This window comes from Breoghania sp. (assembly GCF_963674635.1).
GTDB lineage: Bacteria > Pseudomonadota > Alphaproteobacteria > Rhizobiales > Stappiaceae > Breoghania.
The window spans coordinates 1,234,085-1,256,308 of the sequence record NZ_OY771475.1; the positions used below are offsets into that span (position 1 = coordinate 1,234,085).

Annotated in this window: 16 protein-coding genes; 7 read left to right on the top strand and 9 right to left on the bottom strand. The window is 61.6% G+C overall.

Annotated features, from left to right (window positions below; translation table 11 throughout):
- Nucleotides 1–7: 7 nt before the first annotated feature.
- Nucleotides 8–1,051, bottom strand: a complete 1,044-nt coding sequence (locus ABGM93_RS05610; RefSeq protein ID WP_321504151.1) for a polysaccharide deacetylase family protein — start codon at nucleotides 1,049–1,051, stop codon at nucleotides 8–10.
- A gap of 123 nt (nucleotides 1,052–1,174) precedes the next feature.
- Between ABGM93_RS05610 and ABGM93_RS05615 the strand changes: the two genes are divergently transcribed.
- Nucleotides 1,175–2,374, top strand: a complete 1,200-nt coding sequence (locus ABGM93_RS05615) for a GNAT family N-acetyltransferase (RefSeq protein WP_321504154.1) — start codon at nucleotides 1,175–1,177, stop codon at nucleotides 2,372–2,374.
- A 9-nt stretch (nucleotides 2,375–2,383) separates the two neighbouring features.
- On the opposite strand, the gene ABGM93_RS05620 is transcribed toward ABGM93_RS05615, so the two are convergent.
- Complete coding sequence (locus ABGM93_RS05620; RefSeq protein ID WP_321504158.1) at nucleotides 2,384–3,493, bottom strand: anhydro-N-acetylmuramic acid kinase; 1,110 nt, start codon at nucleotides 3,491–3,493, stop codon at nucleotides 2,384–2,386.
- Nucleotides 3,494–3,592: 99 nt separating this feature from the next.
- Between ABGM93_RS05620 and tyrS the strand changes: the two genes are divergently transcribed.
- Nucleotides 3,593–4,846, top strand: a complete 1,254-nt coding sequence (gene tyrS / locus ABGM93_RS05625; RefSeq protein WP_321504160.1) for a tyrosine--tRNA ligase — start codon at nucleotides 3,593–3,595, stop codon at nucleotides 4,844–4,846.
- Between the two features lie 96 nt (nucleotides 4,847–4,942).
- Here tyrS and ABGM93_RS05630 read toward each other — a convergent pair whose 3' ends face one another.
- Complete coding sequence (locus tag ABGM93_RS05630) at nucleotides 4,943–8,209, bottom strand: AsmA-like C-terminal domain-containing protein (RefSeq protein ID WP_321504162.1); 3,267 nt, start codon at nucleotides 8,207–8,209, stop codon at nucleotides 4,943–4,945.
- Between the two features lie 304 nt (nucleotides 8,210–8,513).
- Here ABGM93_RS05630 and bcp point away from each other — a divergent pair, with 304 nt between their 5' ends.
- From bcp to ABGM93_RS05645, 3 genes are all read left to right on the top strand, one after another.
- Entirely contained in the window at nucleotides 8,514–8,984 is a 471-nt protein-coding gene (bcp, locus tag ABGM93_RS05635; RefSeq protein WP_321504164.1) for a thioredoxin-dependent thiol peroxidase, read from the top strand.
- Nucleotides 8,981–9,817, top strand: a complete 837-nt coding sequence (locus ABGM93_RS05640) for a ferritin-like domain-containing protein (RefSeq protein ID WP_321504166.1) — start codon at nucleotides 8,981–8,983, stop codon at nucleotides 9,815–9,817. The genes bcp and ABGM93_RS05640 overlap by 4 nt, the downstream gene beginning before the upstream one ends.
- A gap of 165 nt (nucleotides 9,818–9,982) precedes the next feature.
- Nucleotides 9,983–11,338 (top strand): M23 family metallopeptidase, encoded by a 1,356-nt coding sequence (locus ABGM93_RS05645; protein ID WP_321504168.1) that lies wholly within the window; start codon nucleotides 9,983–9,985, stop codon nucleotides 11,336–11,338.
- A gap of 73 nt (nucleotides 11,339–11,411) precedes the next feature.
- Here the strand turns inward: ABGM93_RS05645 and ABGM93_RS05650 are convergent, their stop codons facing one another.
- Nucleotides 11,412–12,236, bottom strand: a complete 825-nt coding sequence (locus ABGM93_RS05650; protein WP_321505759.1) for a cyclase family protein — start codon at nucleotides 12,234–12,236, stop codon at nucleotides 11,412–11,414.
- Nucleotides 12,237–12,556: 320 nt separating this feature from the next.
- On the opposite strand from ABGM93_RS05650, the gene ABGM93_RS05655 reads away from it, so the two are divergent.
- Nucleotides 12,557–14,437 carry an ABC-F family ATP-binding cassette domain-containing protein gene (locus tag ABGM93_RS05655; protein ID WP_321504170.1) on the top strand — a complete coding sequence of 627 codons (1,881 nt, stop codon included), beginning with the start codon at nucleotides 12,557–12,559 and terminating at the stop codon, nucleotides 14,435–14,437.
- A gap of 104 nt (nucleotides 14,438–14,541) precedes the next feature.
- Here ABGM93_RS05655 and ABGM93_RS05660 read toward each other — a convergent pair whose 3' ends face one another.
- Nucleotides 14,542–15,357, bottom strand: a complete 816-nt coding sequence (locus ABGM93_RS05660) for a tetratricopeptide repeat protein (protein ID WP_321504177.1) — start codon at nucleotides 15,355–15,357, stop codon at nucleotides 14,542–14,544.
- A 691-nt stretch (nucleotides 15,358–16,048) separates the two neighbouring features.
- On the opposite strand from ABGM93_RS05660, the gene ABGM93_RS05665 reads away from it, so the two are divergent.
- Nucleotides 16,049–17,245, top strand: coding sequence for an ROK family protein (locus ABGM93_RS05665; RefSeq protein WP_321504179.1), 1,197 nt, complete (start codon nucleotides 16,049–16,051; stop codon nucleotides 17,243–17,245).
- 92 nt (nucleotides 17,246–17,337) lie between these two features.
- Here ABGM93_RS05665 and ABGM93_RS05670 read toward each other — a convergent pair whose 3' ends face one another.
- The 4 genes from ABGM93_RS05670 to ABGM93_RS05685 all read right to left on the bottom strand — a co-directional run bounded on the left by ABGM93_RS05670 (nucleotide 17,338) and on the right by ABGM93_RS05685 (nucleotide 22,220).
- The gene (locus tag ABGM93_RS05670; protein WP_321504181.1) at nucleotides 17,338–17,538 is read right to left on the bottom strand and encodes a hypothetical protein; all 201 of its coding nucleotides are present in this window, start codon (nucleotides 17,536–17,538) and stop codon (nucleotides 17,338–17,340) included.
- Between the two features lie 102 nt (nucleotides 17,539–17,640).
- Nucleotides 17,641–19,620, bottom strand: a complete 1,980-nt coding sequence (recJ, locus tag ABGM93_RS05675; protein WP_321504183.1) for a single-stranded-DNA-specific exonuclease RecJ — start codon at nucleotides 19,618–19,620, stop codon at nucleotides 17,641–17,643.
- Between the two features lie 240 nt (nucleotides 19,621–19,860).
- The gene (glpX, locus tag ABGM93_RS05680) at nucleotides 19,861–20,856 is read right to left on the bottom strand and encodes a class II fructose-bisphosphatase (RefSeq protein WP_319773887.1); all 996 of its coding nucleotides are present in this window, start codon (nucleotides 20,854–20,856) and stop codon (nucleotides 19,861–19,863) included.
- A gap of 5 nt (nucleotides 20,857–20,861) precedes the next feature.
- The gene (locus ABGM93_RS05685) at nucleotides 20,862–22,220 is read right to left on the bottom strand and encodes a homoserine dehydrogenase (protein WP_321504185.1); all 1,359 of its coding nucleotides are present in this window, start codon (nucleotides 22,218–22,220) and stop codon (nucleotides 20,862–20,864) included.
- Between the last annotated feature and the right edge of the window lie 4 nt (nucleotides 22,221–22,224).

Consider the following 22,224-nt stretch of genomic DNA (forward strand, 5'->3'; position numbering starts at 1 on the left):
TGAACGCTCAGACCGCGTTGATCTTGCGAAAACCGTTATAGATCGCCAAGGGAGTGCCTTCGCGCAACAATTCCGCATATCGACGTTTCTGGAACAGACCGTTCAGCGACACGCGCGGCAACGCTGTGAGATACGAGCGGTGGCCGGGGAAGAGCTGGCCGGGCCGCGTTGTCACGGCAAGCTTGTAGCCGAGATTGTGAACCAATTCGAAATCGCGCACCCCGGCAGCAGTGCGTCCGCCATAGGGAAACGCGAAATACTCCGGAATGTCACCCAGCTCGTGCTGGTGGCGTTCCATGTCCTGCCAGATCTGGTCGCGCGCGTCTTCCTCGCTCATGCGCGCAATCGCATGGTGCCCAAGCGTGTGGCCGCCGATGGTTGCCAAGGGCTTGGATTTCAGGAGGCGCAACTCGTCCCAATCCATGGCCAGCGAACGGCACATGCCTTCCAGGTCCAGCCCGGCACCATCGGCCATGTCGCGGATGGCGCGACGCTGTGCATGTTCATCGAGCTCGCAGGCAATCCACTTGGAAAGCCGTGCAAAGGCGGCGTATTTGTCCGCGACCGTATCTGTTGCCAGCGTCTCCTTGATGTCGCCGAAGGAGAGGCGGACCTCGCGGTTCTCGTCGATGATCCGCTCCAGCGCCAGCCACCACAATTCACATGTGCCGCTCGCAATGCCACTTGATGCGAAGACCGTGAAGGGCACGTTGTGGCGCGCGAAAATCGGATAGGCATTCTGGAGATTGTCGCGATACCCGTCATCCAGCGTCACGACTGCAAAGCGGCGTGCAAAATCCCCCTCGCGCAGCCGGCGATAGGCTTCACCAAGTGAGATGAACTCAATCCCGGCCGCCTTGTTGTCGATGATCACCTGCTCCAGAAACTCTGGCGTGACCTCCAGCAATGCGTTGGGTTGAAAGGCATTTTCGCGCGCAGGCAGCACACGATGCAGCATGTAGATCATGCCGCAGCCCCGGCTCAAGGGTGCCAGCGCCCGGTAGGCACCTGAGAAATAGAGCGCGTCCATCACCGTGCGATAACCAAGCATTTTCCAGAAATTGCTCACGGCTCCGACCGCCCCCTTCAATTCGCTGCTAATAAGTAATGCTAACCACCCTTTCTTTAGAAGTCCTTGATAGGGATACGCTCAATTGAAGGCGGGGGACTTTCTATGTCGAGCAGTTCAGCACAGGCCGCTGGCGACAGCATGTCGCCGGATCATGGACAGGTGGCGGCCTTGTCCTTGAAGATATTCGATTCCTTTGAAGAGATAGAGCCTGTCTGGCGCAAGCTTGAGACTGAAGCCTACATGTCGATCTATCAGGGGTTTCGGTGGCTGCAGCTTTGGCATGAGCTCATCGGACGCCGTAATGGCGGCGAGTTGGCGCTGGTCGTGGGTGAGCGAAACGGCGAGCCGGTTTTCATCTGGCCTTTCGGAATATGGCGCTCTGGTCCGGTACGTATCGCCCGCTGGCTCGGCGGCAAGTACAACAATTACAATCTCGGCATATGGGCCCGCGCGGAACTCGCCACAGTCAATGCGCAGGACGTGATGACGGCGTTGCGCGAGATCTCTGCGAGCGCGCGGATCGACACCTACGAGTTGATCAATCAACCGGAAGCCTGGGATGGTCAACGCAACCCGTTCATGTGTCTTTCCCACACGCCGAGCCCGAGCAACTCGTATCTACTGGATCTGGAGCCGGATTTCGAAGGGCTTTATGAGCGTCGCCGGTCCTCGCGCAGTCGCCGCACATTGCGTCGCAAAAGGGAAACGATGGAGCAGGCCGGCGAGGTTCGCTTTATCCACGGCACGGACAGAGCCACCATTCTTCGCATAGTCGAGTCTCTGGTCGCGCAGCGCGATGCGCGTGCGCAAACGGTCGGGATCCCAAGCATTTTCGCCTCGCCTGGCGCGTTGGAAATGACCCGCGACATCCTTCTTGACGCGCTTACGTCCACCGAAGGCCCGCTTATGCATGCCCACGCTCTTGAAGTGGGCGGCGTCATTCGTGCCACCTATATCGGCGGCATTTACGGAGACCGTTACTCCTGCTTTCTCAACTCATTCCGCGACGATGACTTGACCGCCACCAGCCCCGGCGACCAGCTCCTGCATGATCTGATCCGGTCCAGCTGCGAAAACGGCCTGAGACATCTCGACCTCGGGATCGGCGAGGAACGGTACAAGACTTCCTGGTGCGATCCCGACCCCTTGTTCGACAGCTTCATCCCAATGAGCCGCATCGGTCGGCTTCATGCACAGCTGCGCGGGTTGCGGCAGTCCTTGAAGCGCCAGATCAAAAACAACCCTGTGCTATGGCAGGCGATCAAGAAGGCGCGCAAGCTGCGCAGCCGCGCAGGCTTCTGATCATGCCTCTCACGGCCGGGCGAACCGCCCGGCCGTGAGAGGCACAGGCACACCGGTCGTCCCCGGGAAGGTGATCGGCAATCCCTTCATGGAGCGCACCGCGAGATAGGCAAAAGCTTGCGCCTCCACGAAATCCGGATCCCAGCCGATAGCGCCCCCGGTCCGAACCGGAACGCAGCACCGGTTTTCAAGCATCGACAGCAACACCGGGTTGTGCGCCCCGCCGCCAACCACGACGATTTGCCTTGCTCCTTCTTTCAATTGCGAAATGCCCTTGGCAATGGATGCTGCCGTGAAGGCCGTGAGCGTCGCGCAGCTGTCCTCCAGCGTGAGCTCGTCCGCGCCCCCGCAGGTGAAAGCATCGCGGTCGAGTGATTTGGGCGGAACCCGTTCAAAATAGGGATTGGTCAGCCAGGAAGCCACAAGGTCCTCGTTGACGACACCTTTGGCGGCCAATACGCCGCCCCGATCCATATCAGCGCCCGTGCGACGGTGGACGCAATCATCTATGAGCGCATTGCCCGGCCCCGTATCGAAGGCGACCAGATCGCTCTCTTCTGGGCCGATCCATGTGATATTGGCCACCCCGCCGATATTGACGATGGCGAGCGGCAGATCCAGATCCGCGCTTTGCGCCATCGCGCGATGATAGACCGGCACAAGCGGTGCCCCCTCGCCCCCCGCCTCCACATCTGCAATTCGCAGATCCGTGACAACGGGAAAGCCGGTCTCGCGCGCAAGACGGTCCGCGTCACCCAACTGAATCGTTAGATGCCGCGAAGGATCGTGAAAGACGGTCTGGCCGTGAAAACCGATCACATCCAAGGGAAGCACATTGTCGCGGAACCGGGTTTGAAAATCACGCACGATTTCCACATGGGCAGAGGTGACCAGCTCCTCCGCCTCGCGCATCGCATCCGTGCGATCACTGCGCGTGGCAACATGACGTGCATCAGCCAGAGCGGCTCGAATGGCGGTCCGCTCTACTTCCTTGTAGGGACGAAACGCGGTCGCACCTGCGCGAACAACGGCCTTGCCGTCGGTTTCAATGACTGCCAGATCTATGCCATCCATCGACGTGCCGCTCATCATTCCGAGCGCGCGCACGAACTGTGACATTGCACCTACCTCTTTTGACCGTGAAATCTTTTCGTTTTTCAGCTATTACGCAGCCCGCGTTTGCCCGGAGGGCGCGTGTTTAAATCAAGGACCAATGCCATGACTGTCTACAAATCGGATTTCATGAAGACCCTATCCGAGCGGGGCTTCATCTACCAGTGCTCCGACGCGGAAGGCCTGGACAAGATGTTCCAGTCCGAGACGGTCACTGCCTATATCGGCTTCGACTGCACGGCGCGCAGCCTGCATGTCGGCTCCCTCGTGCAGATCATGATGCTGCACTGGTTGCAGGAAACAGGTCACCAGCCCATCGCCCTGATGGGCGGCGGCACCACGCGCATCGGCGATCCGACCGGGAAGGACGAAGCGCGCAAGATCCTGACCAGCGAGGAGATCGAGGAAAACAAGAATGGCATCCGCAAGGTCTTCGACCGGTTCCTGACTTTTGGGGATGGTCCGAAGGACGCCATCATGGCCGACAATGCCGAATGGCTTCTCTCCATTCGCTACATCGATTTCCTGACTGAAATCGGCCGCCATATCTCGGTCAACCAGATGCTCCAGCGCGACAGCGTCAAGCTTCGGCTTGAGCGCGAGCAGCATCTTTCCTTGCTCGAGTTCAACTACATGGTGCTTCAGGCCTACGATTTCGTGGAACTGCGCCGCCACTACGGCTGCCGACTGCAGATGGGCGGGTCCGACCAGTGGGGCAACATCCTTTCTGGCGTCGATCTTGGTCGCCGTCTGACCGAAAGCGAGCTCTTCGGCCTGACCACGCCGCTTCTGACCACCTCTTCGGGAGCAAAGATGGGCAAGACCGCCGACGGTGCGGTCTGGCTCAACGCCGACATGCGCTCGCCCTATGACTACTGGCAGTTCTGGCGCAACACCGAAGATGCCGATGTCGGTCGGTTCCTGAAGCTCTTCACCAAGCTTCCCATGGACGAAATCGCTCGGCTGGAAGCGCTGGAAGGCGCCGAACTCAACGAGGCCAAGAAGATCCTGGCGACCGAGGCCACGCGTCTGATGCACGGCGAGGCTGCCGCGCAAGAGGCCGCGGAAACCGCCCGCAAGACCTTCGAGGAAGGCGCGCTGGCGGAGACCTTGCCGACCGTCGAAATCCCCGCAGCCGACCTTGAAGCCGGGATCGGGCTTCTGGGCGCCTATGTGCAGGCCGGGCTTTGCGCTTCCAACGGCGATGCACGGCGCAACGTCAAGGGTGGCGCGGTTCGGGTCAATGACGAGGCTGTTTCCGACGACCGCCGCGTTCTCGGCACAGGTGACGTGACCGGCGACGGCGTGATCAAACTCTCGCTCGGCAAGAAGAAGCACGTTCTTCTGCGCCCGGTCTGATCCGGGACGGCAACGCCAAACCTCAAGCAAGCATGAGAACGCCCGCCTCCTTACGAGGCGGGCGTTTTTTTTGTAGCGGGACGTTCGGTTCCGTCTTTACTCGAATATCTTGCGAAAAATCCCCGGCGCGATGGCAGACATCGGGTTCACCGAGATGACCGGATTGTCGATGCTGCCCGTCACCCGGAACGTGACGCCAAGAAGCCCGCCATTGCGGCCACCCACGAGTTGGCCGAGAAGCGGTATCTGTCCAAACAGGTTATTGACGGCGTAGGCTGGCACGAAAGTGCCCTTCAGGTTCATTTGCTGTGTAGCGAGATTCAACTCGCCATCCACCGCACCACCGAGCACCGGCCCGCGCAGGGCGCCAGATTCGACACTGATGAGCTCGCCGATCTTGGTGAAACGCAGATCGAGCTTCTGGAACGACATCTCCCCCCGGTTCAACACTCGGCTACGCGCAATGGGACGGGCCTCTCCGCGAACCAGCCCAGGGTCCGAAGAGACGATCTTTTTCAGCGTCGGATCGTCAGTGATCGCCAGATCGGTGACGACCAGACGTCCCACAGCGCGGCTTTCCGCGGGAAGGTCAACCGTCAACAAGCCTTCCCCGCCTTTCAGCCGCTCATAGATATCGGAGAAGCGGAACACCCCGCCGGCATCGCCAGTTTGCACCCGGAGCTTTCGTAGGCTGCCTTCACTGGAGAGGACGGCGGAGAAGTCGGAACGGCCATCGATCAGCCCGGACATGTCCGCGCGGGTGACGGTGCCATACTGTTCGGCGAGGTCGAGCACAAAGCTCGTGATGGTCGTGTTGTGAAAGCCGGTCAGCCGGTCGATCCGGGCCGTGACGGTGAACGAGCCATTCCCGGGCAGATCGCTTTCGCCTTCATTATCATTTCCGGCACGTTTCAGGTTCGCGATCAGTCCGCGCCCGTCAAAGGATGTCGCCGCCAGGTCGATCACATATCCGGACGCGCGTCGCGTTATCGAGACACGCCCCGCATCGTCCTTTCGAAGAGCGAACCGCTCGAAGTCGGCGTCACGCAGGCCGCCATTCTTGTCGAGAGAGAGCTTGCCTTCGATGTGAACCCCGTCCGAGGTCAACAGGAAATCGTCGATCTCACGCCCAGCATTCGTTTCGCGAACGACGAAGCGCGCGGTCGCAGGCACGCCAACACCTTTCGTCCACCCCACGCCGGGAAGCCGCAACTTGCTCTGCGTGAGATCAGCCACAACCTGACGCACGCCTGTCTTCTCGGTTTGCAGGTTGAGCCGCAGCTTGCCATCGACAAGCCCGCCCAAATCAAAGCCGCGGCCGGCCAGATCGCCGGCGTCAAAATCGAGCACGACCCCCTGATTGCCATTGCCGCCTGCTCCGTTGAGCGGCTGTTCAAGGTCGATTTCCACGGGCAGGCCGTTCAGCAGACCGTTGCCGCGCAACGTCGCCGCCGACGGGTTTGCCGTAACCTGAAGGTCCGCATTGCGGATCGTCTGACCTTCAATGGGCTGTGAACTGGAGAAATCGGCAAGCGACGCGGCAAATGTCCAGCGGACTTCGTCCGGGCGGACGGGCTCTTCCTTGGGACGCACCGGAAAGGACACCGTGACCGATACATCCGCCTTGCCCGAAAGCGTATCGGGGTCGATATCGAGGCGACGGCGACCGTCGACAGGTTCCTGCGCCGCGATCCGCGCGATGTCGGCAGCGGACCCGCGAAGGGTCAGATTGAGCTGTCCTTCCTTCTCCACTGGCCTCAGATCGGGAATCGCAAATTGCGCGTTGGTCAGATCAACCGCGCCGCCCCCCGGCGCAACTGTTCTGGCCTTGTCTATCTTGAGTGCAAAACCCCCGTCACGGATGGTCCCGGTTCCCGACATCTCCTTCAGACCCGGCAGCCCGCCGATTGTCTTGATGCGGCCTTTCTCCAGCGAGAAATCGAGGCGAAGTCCTTCCGGTTCCCACCCCACCGTCGCCGGGTCTCCGTCAAAGCCCAGGGCATCAAGGGCGAGAATCAGGCGAAAATCCCGGATGCGACCGCCCTGAGCGTGCTCCACGAACCACTCCCGCGCCTCCGGAGCGGCCATGGCCGGCCACAGTCGCTTCACGCCGCCCACAGTCACGTCAGATGAGGAAACGGCGATGGCCGCCAGAGGTCCGTCGGCCCCAAACTGGATATTGCCCGCCGCCGTGACGCTCGTGGTGCCCGCATTGAGATTGAACGTGTCGAGATTGATCAGCATATGCGCCGGATCGAAGTTGCCGAACGCCAGTGCATGATCGACGATCAACGGGGGCCCGGAAACATCGCGCGGTTTGAGCTGGGCCTGTGGCACTTCCACCGCGAATTGCCATGTGTCGCGCTTGCCATCGGGAGGCTGGATTTCGCCGTGAACCGCAATCCGCGTATCGCCGAAAATGGCATAGGAAGGCTCAAGAACGAGCTGCGGATGCTCGGGTGACCAGGACAAGGCCAGAAGCATCTCGTCAATGATGATGCCGCCTTCTTCCTTGAGGCTGATGAAACCGGCTCCAACCCCAAGCCGCAGGTCGCCCCGTTTCAGCTTTCCATCTTTGTCCATGTGGAAAGTGGCGCGCGGAAACAAAGGCAGACCGAACCCGCGGCCGGGCTGAACGTCATAATTTTCAGGCAGGAAGTCGGCCACGGTCACATCGCCTGCCGACAGCGAAAACCAGCGTCCGTCCCCGTTGTCATCATCCCCGTTTCGGAAGCGGATATTCCAGCGCCCCGCACGTCCGGCTACCGAGGCATCAAGGCGCATGTGCCGACCATCCTCGGTGGGGGTGAGCTCCATGTCGATGGTCGAAAAACGGCGCTTCACGGAACCCGCAAAATCGAGTGTCGCATCATCGACCCCGATGCTGTCGATGCCGAACGTCGCAAAATCGGCAGCCGCGGCGCCGAGCATGGCATCGATGCGGCTCGCCACCTGTGCGCCGGAAGGCACCTTGTTGATCGCCTCTTCGCTGATACCGTTGGCGTCGATTGCTTCCTGGTTCGTTACCGTGATTTCCGGGCGAACCAGAAAAACGCTGCCAAGGCGAAAGTTGCCTGTAAGCAAACCGGATAACGAGGTGTGAATGCGAACCTCGGGGATGATCACGTGGGTTGAGCCGTCCGGCGTTTTCAGCGACGTGTCGAGAAAGGTCAGCGGGGCAACCGCCTGGCCGGAAAAATCAAGCCGCACGGAATCGATGGCGACAGAGATGCCGCGACTGCGTTCACCCAATTGGCTGGCGGCAAGCTGGCCGAGCCACACGCTGTCATAAGGCGCAGCGGCAAGCCGTGCGACCACGAAGCCGATCAGCAGCACCACTGCAAGCAGCATGAGTCTGCGCACGCGCAACAGTCTGCGCAAGCGACCCGGCTTGTGCCCGTTCCCTGACCCCGAGCGGTCAGGTGTGAACTCGTCGGGCCGTCGAAGTCTGGGCCATTTCACTGGCGCGATTTCCCCCAAAATCAGTCTTGCGGCCTAGAACGGCTCCCCCGATCAGGCGCCGCCTCGCAAAGGCATCTCGTCGCGTAAGCTTTGCCGTTGAATGGCGTCGGCACAGCCACTTTTCAAATCCCTGCATCTGTAAATCTTGCGCAGGGTCACGTCTTCCTGTTCTTTATGCGGCCAAAGCCGACAAAAGGAAGGCATCATGTCCGAATTGATCGTAGGGGCCGAGGCTCCCGACTTCACGCTTGCAACTGACAGCGAAGGCTCCGTCCGCCTGAGCGATCTCAGGGGACGCACCATCGTCATTTATTTTTATCCAAAGGCCGATACTCCCGGCTGTACGACGGAAGCACTGGACTTTAGCGCGCTCAAATCCCAATTCGAAGCCGCGGATGCGACGGTTATCGCAATATCCCCTGATGCCTGCGCGAAGCATGCGCGCTTTCGCGAAAAACACGATCTGACCATCACACTCGCGTCCGACGAAGATCACGCGGTAGCGGAAGCCTATGGCGTGTGGGTGGAGAAGAAGAACTACGGACGCACCTACATGGGCGTTGAACGCTCAACCTTTTTGATCGGTTCCGATGGGCGCATTGCAAAAATCTGGCGCAAGGTTCGGGTCAAGGAGCATGCGGAAGCGGTGCTTCAGGCGGTCAAGGACCTGGGATGAGCGAAGAGACTGCCGCCGCGCCGCGCGCCGCATCCCTGGAGGCAGGGGCGGCGGCGATCGTCGCATGCCCCGATACGCGCAAAAAGGTGCGCCTTGCCTATCAGCTCGCAGGTGACTGGTTCGGCCGCGCGCTCTCGCTTCGAGCGGCGGGCCGACTGGATCTGCCGGAGCGCCCCGGGCGACCGGAAAACCCTGTTCTCCTGCCGCCGCGCGACATGCCCAAACGCGCGGTCGGGGGAACGCGCGGGCGGATAGCTCTTATTCATTCTCTGGCTCATATCGAATTGAATGCGGTCGATCTCACCTGGGATCTTGTGGCGCGTTTCGCCGGCGAAACCATGCCGCGCTCCTTCTTCGACGACTGGGTTCAGGTGGGGCTGGAGGAGGCCAAGCATTTCTCGATGTTGGAGCGCAGGCTCAACGAGCTCGATGCGGCCTATGGCGACCTTCCCGCTCATGACGGTCTCTGGCAGGCGGCGGCGGAGACGGGTCAGTCTCTCACCGCGCGACTGGCCATCATCCCCCTGGTTCTCGAAGCACGCGGTCTCGACATCACGCCTCCCATGATCGAGAAAGCGCGCGCCAATGATGACGAGGCGACTGCGAAGATCCTGGAGACCATCTACCGGGACGAAAAACGCCACGTGGCCTTTGGCGCCAAGTGGTTCCGTTTCATGTGCGACAGACAACGTGTCCGGCCCGAACCGCTGTTTCAGCAGCTCGTTCGCACCCATTTCCGGGGCGCACTCAAGCCTCCCTTTAATGATCGCGCTCGATCAGAGGCCGGATTGACGCCCGGTTTCTACAAACCCCTGGCCTCTCTGGTCGGCTAACCCGCCCAATCAAAAGCCTTTATTAACCTTACTGGCCCTTAATCTTTTGAAGGATTGGGGGGGGTGGAATCGCGTTTTCAGCGAGCTCTTCTGCTTCAACGCACGTCAGCCGACGTTACGCGCCCTTCGCCGGACAGTTCACAGATTGCGCGGTTACTTCTGCTCATGCATCAGACCGAAACCTCCGACGACCAAAACTCGCGTCAGGCCGCCAAGCCGCCGCTTCGCATCATCATATCGCGTGGGTCCGATGCCAGTTCCTTCACGGTGCGCCCGCTCATGGCAGCCCTTGCCGCGGGAACATGTATGCTGGTGATTGGCGGGTATCTTGCGGCAGCCGGATACATGATGCTTCGCGAGGACAACTCCGACACCTCAAGGCTCACCCAGGCAGCCCAGACGCGGTTCTATGAGGAACGTATCGCCAAGCTGCGTGCGCGTGTCGACGAAGTCACCAGTCGCAGCCTCGTTGCCGAGCAAAGGTATGAAAAGCAGATCGCGGCGCTCAAGAAACGTCAGGGCGAGATCAACGCCCGGCACAGCCGCGTCGCAGACGTTCTGGCGCGCGCCGCAGAAAGCGGCCTGACGATCGCCGCGTCCGATCCCCTTCCCGTCGCCAAGCCGCGGCCGGCACTCGCATTCGACGCCACATTGGCGGAAAGCACCGAAGCGACGGGCGGCGCGATGGTTCCGATCGACGCATCCGTCGATATGCTGGGCCTGCGCGGTTCCATGGGCGGGGTCGCCAAAAAGGCCGACCGCCGCACTCCGGCCTCCCCCGAAAAAGCCACCATCAGCAGCGAGCCGACCGGGGCCTCGGCCGGGCTTCGCGCGGATTCGGTCATCATGAGCCGCATCGACAGCGCACTTGACGTCATGAACCGTCAGTCGGAAACCGCGCTCGACCTCATTGCGGTGGCTGCAGAACGCAGGATCGCCCGCATCGAACGGGTTACAAGCTCCCTTGGGCTTAATCTCAATGTCGATGGCGACGGGGTCGGCGGGCCTTTCGTGCCCCTCACCAGTGTGAGCTTCGATGCCCGCCTCGCGCGTGCCGAAAAGGCGGTCGCGAAGCTCTCCAGCCTGCGCGACGGGGTCAAGTCTCTGCCATTTGGCTCCCCTCTTGAGGGTGCGCACGACTACAGCAGCACCTACGGGCCGCGTCTTGATCCATTCCTGCGTAGCCCGGCCATGCATACCGGGCTCGATTTCCGCGCTCCAATCGGCACCCCCGTTCACGCGACCGCCGCAGGCACGGTGGTTTCCGCAGGACGGAAGGGCGGTTATGGCCTCATGGTGGAGATCGATCACGGAGACGGGGTCTCCACCCGCTTCGGGCATCTCAGCCGGATTGTCGCGACTGTCGGTGACAGGGTAGATATTGGCGAGGTTGTTGGCCTCGTCGGCAACACTGGACGCAGCACCGGCGCGCATCTGCATTACGAAACGCGCCTTCCTTCGGGGACGGTCGATCCCGAGCTGTTCCTGAATGCGGGCGAGAAGCTCTCGGGGATTCTGTAGCCCGCGCACCGGTCCCAAATCCGCCTTCGCATGCGGGGAAGCATGACACTTCCCCGCACCGGCATTTAAGCGGTCAAACAAGCGCGAAAAGCCTGCTCGGCCCGCCCGAAGCTCCAACGACTTTCGGCGCCCCCACAACAAGTGTCGCCCCGGTTGCCGGAACTTCGTCCAGATTGGCCATCGCTTCCATGCCCCAGCGGCCGGAGGGCAGCCAGGCGTAATGCGTCGCAAAATCTGCGGAAAGACCGCGATCAAGCGACAGGGTATCGACGCCGAGCCCAACGAGCCCGCGCTCCATGGCAAGCCGGGTTGCGTCGATTCCGAAGCCAGGGAAGTGCATTTCCCCTTCCGCATCCGCATTGCGAAACGTCTCCGTGGCGACATATGCCCCCCAACCGGAATTCATCGCGATGCAGCCGCCTTCGGGTAGCCTTCCGTGTGCCGCTTCCCATTCCTCAAGATCGCCTGCGGTCACCTGATAGTCCGGGTCTTCCGCCGCCCTGGCCTTCACATCGATGACCGCGAGCGGCAGAACGAGTTGATCCGCCGGGATCTCGGCCGCGGAAAGACCATCTTTGGAGAAATGAAGCGGCGCGTCCATATGCGTACCGGTGTGCTCCACCAGGTGCCACTTGTTGACGTTGAAACCGTCCTTCTCGAAACCGAACATGGCCTCGATCTCAAGCTGGGGCGTGCCGAAGAAGGTCGGAAAATCCTCAACAAGCGCATGTGTCAGATCCACCACCTTGCTGAAGCTTGCAGGCGCAGCTTGAGCCGGCCGCGGCGGCGCAAAGGCCTGAAAGCTGGCGGCACCGACAGCGGCAACGCCCGCGCCCTTGAAGAAGCCGCGGCGGGAAAGCCGCTTGTGGACCATTTCCATGCAACCGGGAACACACATCGTCAATCCCCCCTCCAGAACTGGCAAAAAACCGAGAACCAAACACGCATTCATGCCCCAAGGTTAGGTCATGTCATTTAAGTGGCATAGAGCCACGGCTCGACGATGAATGGAGCCAAAAATTTGAGTTGTTGAACGAGCCCCGACCCACTCGGGTCTCCTGCGCGCACCTTGCGGGCGGAAGAGGCCCAACATGAGCGAGGAAATACCAGCGGCAGTGCAGGTGCAGCCGACACCTACGGAGGCGAATGGGGCAAGTTGCAAATTCTCCCGCCTTGCCCCTTGCATCGCGGCACTTCCTTCGCCAAACGTTGCGCATCATGTTGCATGTAAATGACCTCACCTACCGCATCGGCGGCCGCACCCTTCTCGAACATGCCACCGCTGTCATCCCCGATGGCGCGAAGGTGGGGCTTGTCGGGCGCAATGGTTCGGGCAAGACAACGCTTTTCAAGCTGATCAACGGCGATATCACGCCGGAATCCGGGGCGATCACCGTCCGCCGCCAGGCCCGTATCGGGCAGGTCGCACAGGAGGCGCCGGGCTCTGAAACCAGCCTGATCGACGTGGTTCTGGCGGCGGATACCGAGCGTTCGGCCCTGATGGCGGAGGCGGAAAACGCGACCGATCCCAATCGGATCGCCGAAATCCACACCCGTCTTGCCGATATTGACGCCCATTCCGCAGAGGCGCGCGCAGGCGCAATTCTCTATGGCCTCGGCTTCAACGCAGACGCACAGCGCCAGCCGTGCTCGGCCTTTTCCGGCGGCTGGCGAATGCGCGTCGCCCTTGCGGCGGTGCTGTTTTCCGAACCCGACCTGCTGCTGCTCGACGAGCCGACCAACTATCTCGATCTGGAAGGCACACTGTGGCTTGAGAACTACGTGGCGCGTTATCCGCATACGGTCGTGTTGATCTCCCATGACCGGGACCTTCTCAACAAGGCCGTCGATACCATCGTGCATCTGGAAGGCAACAAACTCACCACCTATCGCGGCGGATACGACAGCTTCGAGCGTCAGCGTCGCGAGCAGATCATGCAGGCGGAAAAGCAACGCGAGAAGCAAGAGGCCCAGCGCAAGCACATGCAGGCCTTCGTGGACAGGTTCCGCGCCAAGGCGACCAAGGCGCGTCAGGCCCAGTCTCGGCTCAAGATGCTGGAGCGCATGCAACCCATCGCGGCGATCGTTGAGGAATCAAGCCTTGCGCTTTCCTTCCCTGATCCGCAAAGCCAGGCTGCCCCTCCTCTGCTGTCCGTGGAGAGCGGGGCCGTCGGTTATGACGACAAGCCGGTCCTGCGCCATCTCAACCTGCGCCTTGATCCAGACGACAGGATTGCTCTTCTGGGCGCAAACGGCAACGGCAAGTCCACCTTCGCCAAGCTCATTGCCGACCGACTGAAGCCGATGTCCGGACACGTCGTTCGGGCGAACCGGATAGAAGTTGCCTATTTCGCCCAGCACCAGCTCGATGAACTGGTTCCGGCGAATTCCGCGGTCGCCCACGTGCGCGCCTTGATGGTGGGAGAGCCAGAAGCGAAGGTGCGCGCGCGCGTTGCCCGGTTCGGTCTGCCGACCGACCGAATGGACACCCCGGCCAAAGACCTCTCTGGCGGCGAAAAGGCACGACTGCTGCTTGGGCTTGTAACGTTCAACGGGCCCAACCTGCTGATCCTCGACGAACCGACCAACCATCTCGATATCGACAGCCGCGAAGCGCTCATGCAGGCGCTTAATGCCTTTCGGGGCGCGGTTGTGCTCATCAGCCACGACCGGCATCTGGTGGAGGCATGCGCCGACGCCTTGTGGCTTGTGGCGGGTGGAACCGTGAAGCCCTATGACGGCGACATGGAGGACTACCGGCGACTGATCCTTCAAAGCGGACGTGAAGAACGCTCCGCTCAGAAGGAGGTCGAGAAGCAGGCATCCGCGCAGGACCGTCGCCGCGAAGCTGCCGACCGCCGCGCGCAGTTAGCCCCGCTTCGCCAGAAAATCCAGGCGGCGGAGAAACTGATGGAGAAACATCAGGGTGAGCTGCAACGGCTCGATGGCCTGCTTGCTGATCCCGACCTCTATGTGAAGGATCCGGCCAAAGCGACCAAACTCGCCAAGCAGCGCTCCGATGCCGAAAAGGCGTTGGCAGAAGCGGAAGAAAACTGGCTGGAGCTGTCCGGTCAATATGAAGAGGCAAATGCGGGGTAGACGCAGCAGGCTTCGCTTCTGCTATTTGTCTTCCGCCTTCGCCTGAAAACAAACAGGCCGCCCGGTTTGACTGGGCGGCTTTTTTTTCAAGTTCGTCGCCCCCCTCAACGGGAAGCGATATCCTTCTTTTCCCAACGTTGCGCGAGCATCACGGCCCGGCGCCGTTCGCTCTCGCTCGCAAGTGAAAAGGCTCGCTCCTGCGCCTCCACAATCCAAGCGTCCTTTTCGCCATGCGCACGCGGCATGGCGACCGTCAGCCACATCAGGCCACGCACCCGATTCTTGGCGATTGTGTCCTCGAAGAACATCAACTCGCCAAGAGCCGCCTGAGCCTCGTAGTGACCCTTGCTTGCAGCCAGCTTCAGCCAGCGCGCCGCCATATGCGGGTCCGGATCATCGCCAGTGGACCCCGCCAGATAGAGACGGCCGAGATTGTACTGCGCATCCGCGTTGCCGAAATAGGAGGCGGCATAGGTGAAAATCTCACGCGCACGGCGCGCATTAGGCTTCACCGCCGTATTCTGGATACCGGTCAGGTAATAGGTGCCGAGAGCCACAAAAGCAGAGGCCACATAGGGGGCCTGGGATGAACCGGGTGAGTCGTCGGCATGCTGATCGGCAATCGAGGAAAAATACTCGAACGCCTTCAGGTCGTCTTCGGCAACGCCATCGCCATCGGCATACATGCGCCCGAGCTTCCACTGCGCCGCGGGCACGCCGTTCGCGGCGGCGAAGGACAAGGCGTCGACGGCCTTTTCCTTGTTTCCGGCAAAATAGGCGCGTGCCCCAAGCCTGAATGCCTCGCTCGGGCTGGTCGCCCCAGATCCCGTTGAGGCTCCAGGGTCGAATGCCAAGCTTGCATTGAGCGGGCAGATCGCCAGCACACCTGCCAGATAAAAGATCGCGTTGGTCTTCCGCATGATCATTTTCTGTTCGTCACTCCGCGGAAATCCGCTGCGGTGCCGCAAACCTCATCCCGGCGCAAGGAGGCAATCGTCGTGCTGCCCATTGGCAGTTCAGCGCCTTCCTGGCTTCCGGTTCCGGCTTTCCGTCACCCTCTTTAGCGGCTTCTTCCGCCTACACTGTGAACGTGCCCCGGAAGGGGTAAACGTCCCGTATCAACGGCAGCGCATTCGGCCTTCATTCTTTGCATTCCGACATCTCTGGCGGACTGCGCCACACCTTTCATGGGCATACTTGCCCGCAGAAACGTGGCCGAAAGGGGGCGCAATCGGTCTGCCAGGATTGTTAGCCGATACATTCACAAAGGTGTGTTGCGCGCCGGGCACAGCCTCCCCGGAATCGCCCCCGCATCGCCCGAATCAAGTCAACTTGCTGCCAAGATCGGCGGACAGTTCGCCCTGCGGAGACGCTCCCGCTTCCGCGAAGTCCGCAATCAAACGTCAATACGACGATCACCGGCAATAATATTTATTGCACTCACGCTGCGTGACCTCCGAAGCCATTTCATTCTCCTATGAAATCGCGCTAAACCGAATATGCGAGCAAACACAGGGATCGGGCCCGGACGTGACGCAGAAAGCCGATCGAGAACAAATAAGACAACAAAATCGCGGGATCATTCTCCAGACCCTGCGCCGATCCGGCACAATGGCGCGTATCGAGCTTGGCCAGGCAACAGGCCTCAGCCCTTCGACCGTTACCGCGATTACGGCGGCCCTCCTGAGCGAAGGGCTTATTGAAGAATGGAGCGACGCGCCCGCCGATCCGGCTGCGCCCACCCACCGCGGACGTCCTCGCACAGCGCTGTCTCTTGCCCCGAGCGCGGCAAGCGTTCTCGCGATCAAGCTCTCGCTCGGCAAGGTGGAACTGATCCTTGCCGACTTTTCCGGCCACCGTCTGGCCCAGGCGAACATTCCGATCGATACGCTGGGAACCCCGGCCGCGAAATTCGGCGCATTGCTCGCGGAGACGGTCAAGAATTTCCTGATCCGAAACGAGCCCGGCTATCCGCCGCTCGCGGAAATCGACGTCGCAGCCCAGGGCTTTGTTGATGCAAGGCTCGGCACCGTCGTCTGGAGCCCGGCCTTCAACGAGCCGAGCGTAGAGATTGTGGCTCCGCTCAAGCGCGCCTTCCACGTACCCTGCCGGATCTCCAATGACGTGAACATGATCGCGGAGGCTCTGCACGATTCCAATCCCATGCGCTACGGGGGCACCTTTGCCGTCGTGTTCATGGATTTCGGCGTGGGAATGGGGCTTTACGCGGACGGCCAGCTCTTCACGGGGGAAACGGGATCAGCAGCCGAATTCGGCCATGCAAACCATATTCCGGGCGGCCGGCTTTGCCGGTGCGGCAAACGCGGCTGCATGGAGGCCTACCTGGGCGTCTACGGCATACTTCGGGCCGCCAACGGACTGCCCGACGACTTCGATCCGTGGAAACTGGAGGTCGGCCCGGACACGCTGCCGGAACTCGTTGACCGGGCCCAGGCAGGCGATCGCAAGGCGCTCGATGCGTTCGCGGACGCCGGGCGCGCCCTCGGCTACGGCCTTGCTCGCGTAATCGCCCTTTTCGACCCGCGCCTTGTTGCCGTCACAGGCACCGGGATGCTCGCTTTCGGCCTTCTGGAAACGGCCATGTATCAGGCCTTGAAGGAGGCTCTGGTGGAAGATCTGCGCAAGAACATAGCCATCGAGCCCCACTCCTCCACAGAGGACCTGATCGGCGCCGGCACCATTTCCGGCGCACTACGCAGGCTCGATCGGGAATTCTTCGCAAATCCGCGCGATCCACGCCACAGGGCGCGCGGAAGCGGCGCCCGGAGGATCCCGGTCCGGATTTGACGCCGAAAACTCCCGGGACAACACCCGGTTTTAGGCATCGAAAAAGCGGGCAGCGCGACACCCCCACCCGCTCAGTAAAGAACGCCAGTAGTTCACTGCATCCGATGGCCGACCGCCAAACGCTTGACGATTGTCACAGGCATTGAGGCCAGGCACAGTGTCGCCAGCATGCCCGGCGGCGGCATGACGCGTGGGTCGCGGCGTAGCTGGACCTGCTGGAGCGCGGCTTCGGCGCGTTCTGCGCTTAAGCGTAGCTCGGCCAGCACCGCATGTACGTCGGAGTGGTTGTCCATCCTGGACCTCCTGATCACGGGATGGAGACAAGATAGGCGCGTGCAGTTTCGCGACGGTTAACGTGCCGCAGCGACAGCTTTCGACGGCGCTTTCGCGCCTGTTTATCGCTGCCCCAGCCGAGGCTCAGCGGCATCCAGAACCCGCATCTGAACCTTCGGCGCGCCTTGCCAGTGATCGAGCGAAAGACACCCTGCGACATGCAGCATCTTGCCCCGCGCGCCAAGCAAGGCCTGGCCCAGGGGCTGATCCGCGCAGCGAAAGGCGATCCCCTTGATGGAGGAGCGATCATTGGCCGATAGCGACAGCCTCACATGGCCGTTTCCGACCTTGTCCGCGAATGTCACCCGGTGGGCCGGAAGCGCAAAGACCGGCTCGGCATGGCCGGCCCCGTAAGGACCGGCCTTTTCCAGAAGGCTCATCAGGTCGAGCGTCGCACCTGAGGCGGTGATCGCGCCGTCGATCTTGAGAACGTGATCCTCTCGCGAAGCCTCCACTTCAGCCGCAAGGCGCTCTTCCAGGAAAACCTTGAGATCCGGCACCCGATCGCGGTGAACGGTCAGGCCCGCGGCCATTGCATGCCCACCACCCTTGACCAGGATACCTGCCTCCACGGCCGCCCGAACCGCCGCACCGAGATCCACGCCCGGTACCGAACGCCCCGACCCGGTTCCGATGCCATCAGCATCGAAGGCGATCGCGAAGGCCGGGCGGCGATGGCGTTCCTTCAGCCGGGAGGCGATCAGGCCGACAACGCCCGGATGCCAGGTCTCGGAGCCGGTCACAAGCACGGCAGGCCCCTCTCCATCCAGCATGACGGCCGTGGCCTGGGCCTCGCCCTCCTCCAGCATGGCCACTTCCATGGCCTGCCTTTCGCTGTTGAGACGGTCCAGCTGGCCTGCGATTTCCCCGGCGAGACGCGTATCATCGGTGGAAAGCAGGCGTGCGCCGAGGGCGGCATCGCCAATGCGTCCGCCCGCATTGATGCGCGGCCCGAGCAGAAAACCGAGATGATAGGGTGTCAGTGGGCCATTGACGCGCGACACATCGGCGAGGGCTGCCAGCCCGGCATTGGCGCGCCGGTGCATCGCCACGATGCCCTTGGTCACATAGGCACGGTTGAGCCCCTGCAACGGCACAACATCACACACCGTGCCCAGTGCAACCAGATCAAGCCAGGAAAGAAGATCCGGCGCGTTTCCACTGAAATACCGACGTTTCTTCAACTCACGCATGAGCGCGACCAGAACCAGAAACGTGACGCCAACGGCTGCCAGATGTCCCTGTCCGGAGAGATCGTCCTGACGGTTTGGATTGACGAGCGCCTCGCATGGCGGAAGCGTCTCGCCGACCTGATGGTGATCGGCCACAAGCACGGAAAGGCCGATCTTTCGCGCCTCTTCCAGCGCATCGAAGGACACCGAGCCACAGTCGAGCGTGAGGACGAGACTTGCCCCGCCGGCTTTCAGGTCGCGCATGGCGGCGGGGTTCGGCCCGTAACCTTCGATGATCCGATCGGGAATATAGATGCGCGGCTCAAGACCGAGCGAGGTCAACGCGCGCGCCATGAGGGCCGACGACGTCGCTCCATCGACGTCATAATCCCCGAAGATGGCAACGCCCTCGCGACGCTCGACCGCATCCGCAAGGCGCGCAGCTGCAGCATCCATATCGATGAGGGTCGAGGGATCCGGCATCAGGGAGCGGAGGGACGGATCAAGGAATTCACCGGCAGCATCGACATCGACACCGCGTCCGGCGAGAACGCGCGCGATGATATCGGGGATGCCCTCGCGCTGCGAGATGGCCTGAGCCTGCATGGAGCTTGCTGTGGTCAGCCGCTCGCGCCAGACCCGGCCTGTCGCGGATCGGGTTACGCCGAGCAAGGCGCGGGTCTCAGGAGTTTCCCGAAAACCTTCGGTGCGTGTGGCGGATGGGTCGGGCAGCAAATGGGGGCTCGTGTGCTGGCGATGGAAGGAAAGCGGACTATAGCGCGAGTCGGGCGAGGATGTGGCGGCGGCAGGCCAGATGAAGGACGGCACCGGATGAGGTCCGTTGGCGGGTTCCGAACGCTCCCGCATCATCGCCTCAGCTTTCCATTCATGGAACCGCGATGGACGCACCACACCATGTCCCTGCGGCTTCCCTTCTGTCGCACTTTCTCCAGTGTCATTCCCGCGGTTTCGGTGACTTTGGATGACCGACAAAAGGCGTTCATGCGGAAATGCCCCACTCCCTTTTCTCTTCGCGCTTCTCTCCCGGAACGCAAAACGGCGCCGCACAGGGTGCAGCGCCGTTTTATCTGACGTAAACCTATCTGGAAATTAGTCCAGATAGAACTTCTTGAAATCGGTGTGCTCGCCCTCGATCCAGCGTACCGTGCCGGTGGAAGAGCGCATCACGCAGGTATGCGTCATGATGCGGTTCTTCTCGAACTTCACGCCCTGAAGGAAGTTGCCGTCGGTCACGCCAGTCGCCGCGAAATACACATCGCCGGAGGCCAGCTCTTCCATCTTGTACTTGCGGTTCAGGTCGGTGATGCCCATGCGCTCCGCACGCTCGTACTGGTCATCGCGTGCGATCACCAGGCGGCCCTGCATCTGACCGCCGACACAGCGAAGAGCCGCCGCCGCCAACACGCCTTCCGGCGCGCCGCCGACACCCATATAGAGGTCGATGCCGGTTTCTTCAGGCGTCGTGCAATGGATCACACCGGCGATGTCGCCGTCGCCGATGAGCCGCAGCGCACAGCCTACTTCACGGATATCCGCAATGAGCTTATCGTGACGCGGACGGTCGAGAACACAGACGTTGATCTCTTCCGGCTTCACGCCCTTGGCCTTGGCCAGCGCATTGATGTTTTCCGCGACCGGCGCATCCAGATCGACGATGCCTTCGGGATAGCCCGGGCCGATCGCGATCTTGTTCATGTAGCAATCCGGTGCGTTCAGCAGGCCGCCATCTTCCGCCAGAGCCAGCACGGCCAGCGAGTTCGGCAGGTTCTTGGCGCACACGGTCGTGCATTCCAGCGGATCGAGCGCGATGTCGACCTTGGGACCATGCTTGGTGCCGACCTTCTCGCCGATATAAAGCATGGGCGCTTCGTCGCGCTCGCCTTCGCCGATCACGACCGTGCCGTCGATCGGCAGGCGATTGAGTTCGCGGCGCATCGCATCCACGGCAGCCTGATCGGCTGCCTTTTCGTCTCCGCGGCCACGCATCCGCGCTGCAGAAACCGCGGCGCGCTCGGTCACGCGGGCGACTTCCAGGGTCAGAAGGCGATCAAGCTTGTATTTCGACGTCTCATCCTCGTGGGACATTCAGGTCATCCTTGCGCTGTGCCGGCTTCCGGCTTGCGTTCGATGCGGATCATGCGGGGCTGGCCATCGATGACTTTTTCATTCGCGATGGCCTCAAGCGCGGCCTTGATATCCGCCTCAGTCGTTTCATACGTGATCATGATAACCGGTTGGGGCGGAGCGCTGCTCTTGGCGCCGGATCCAAGCTCCGGCGCTTCGCTGCGTGGCGCCCGCCGACGCTGCACGATCGATTCCAGTGAAATGTTCTTGTCCGCCATGCAACGGGCAATCGTTGCAAAGGCGCCCGGCCGGTCATAAACCGAAAGACGAATAAAGTAACCACCTTCGTGACGACGCATGCGCGCACGGGTGTAAGGTTCCAGCTCGGATACGGGCCTGCCCAGTGGCGCGACCATGTCGCCGCGGGCAAGATCGGCGATATCGGCGACCACCGAAGACGCGGTCGCCTTGCCGCCGGCGCCCGGCCCCACCAGAACAATTTCGCCAAGATAATCGGTATTGACCGCCACCGCATTCAACACGCCATCGATGCGTGCGATCGCGGATGATTTCGGGACCATTGTCGGGTGAACGCGCTGTTCGATACCGGTTTCCGTGCGCTGCGCGATGCCGAGCAGCTTGATCCGGTAGCCGAGCTCATCCGCCGCCTCGATATCGGCGGTGGTAATCTCGGTGATGCCTTCCAGATAGATGCTGTCGACATCCGTCTCGCAGCCGAACGCGAGGCTGGTGAGAAGCGCCAGCTTGTGTGCGGTGTCGTGCCCGCCGATATCGAAGGTCGGATCGGCCTCGGCATAGCCGAGCCGCTGCGCCTCAGCCAGGCATTCCTCAAATGACAAGCCCTCCTTCTCCATCCGGGTCAGGATGTAGTTGCAGGTGCCGTTCAGGATGCCATAGACGCGACTGACCGCGTTGCCAGCCAGCGACTCGCGCAGCGTCTTGACGATGGGAATGCCGCCGGCAATGGCCGCCTCGAAGTTGAGGCTCACATTGTTGGCCTCGGCCAGCTTCGCAAGCTCGACGCCGTGACGCGCCAGAAGCGCCTTGTTGGCCGTCACCACATGCTTGCCCGCCGAAAGGGCCGCTCGAACCGATGTCTCGGCCGGGCCTTCGTCTCCGCCAATCAGCTCGACGAAGACATCGATGTCCTGAGCACAGGCCATCGTATCGGCATCGTCGTACCAGGCGAAACGCGCGAGATCGACGCCGCGATCGCGGGTGCGGTTGCGAGCTGAGACGGCAACGACTTCAACCGGCCGCCCGCAACGGGAGGCCAGGCTTTTGCCATGCTCGTCGATGAGACGAATGACGGACGCGCCGACCGTACCCAGGCCGGCGACACCGAGTCTCAAGGCATCTTGCATGTAT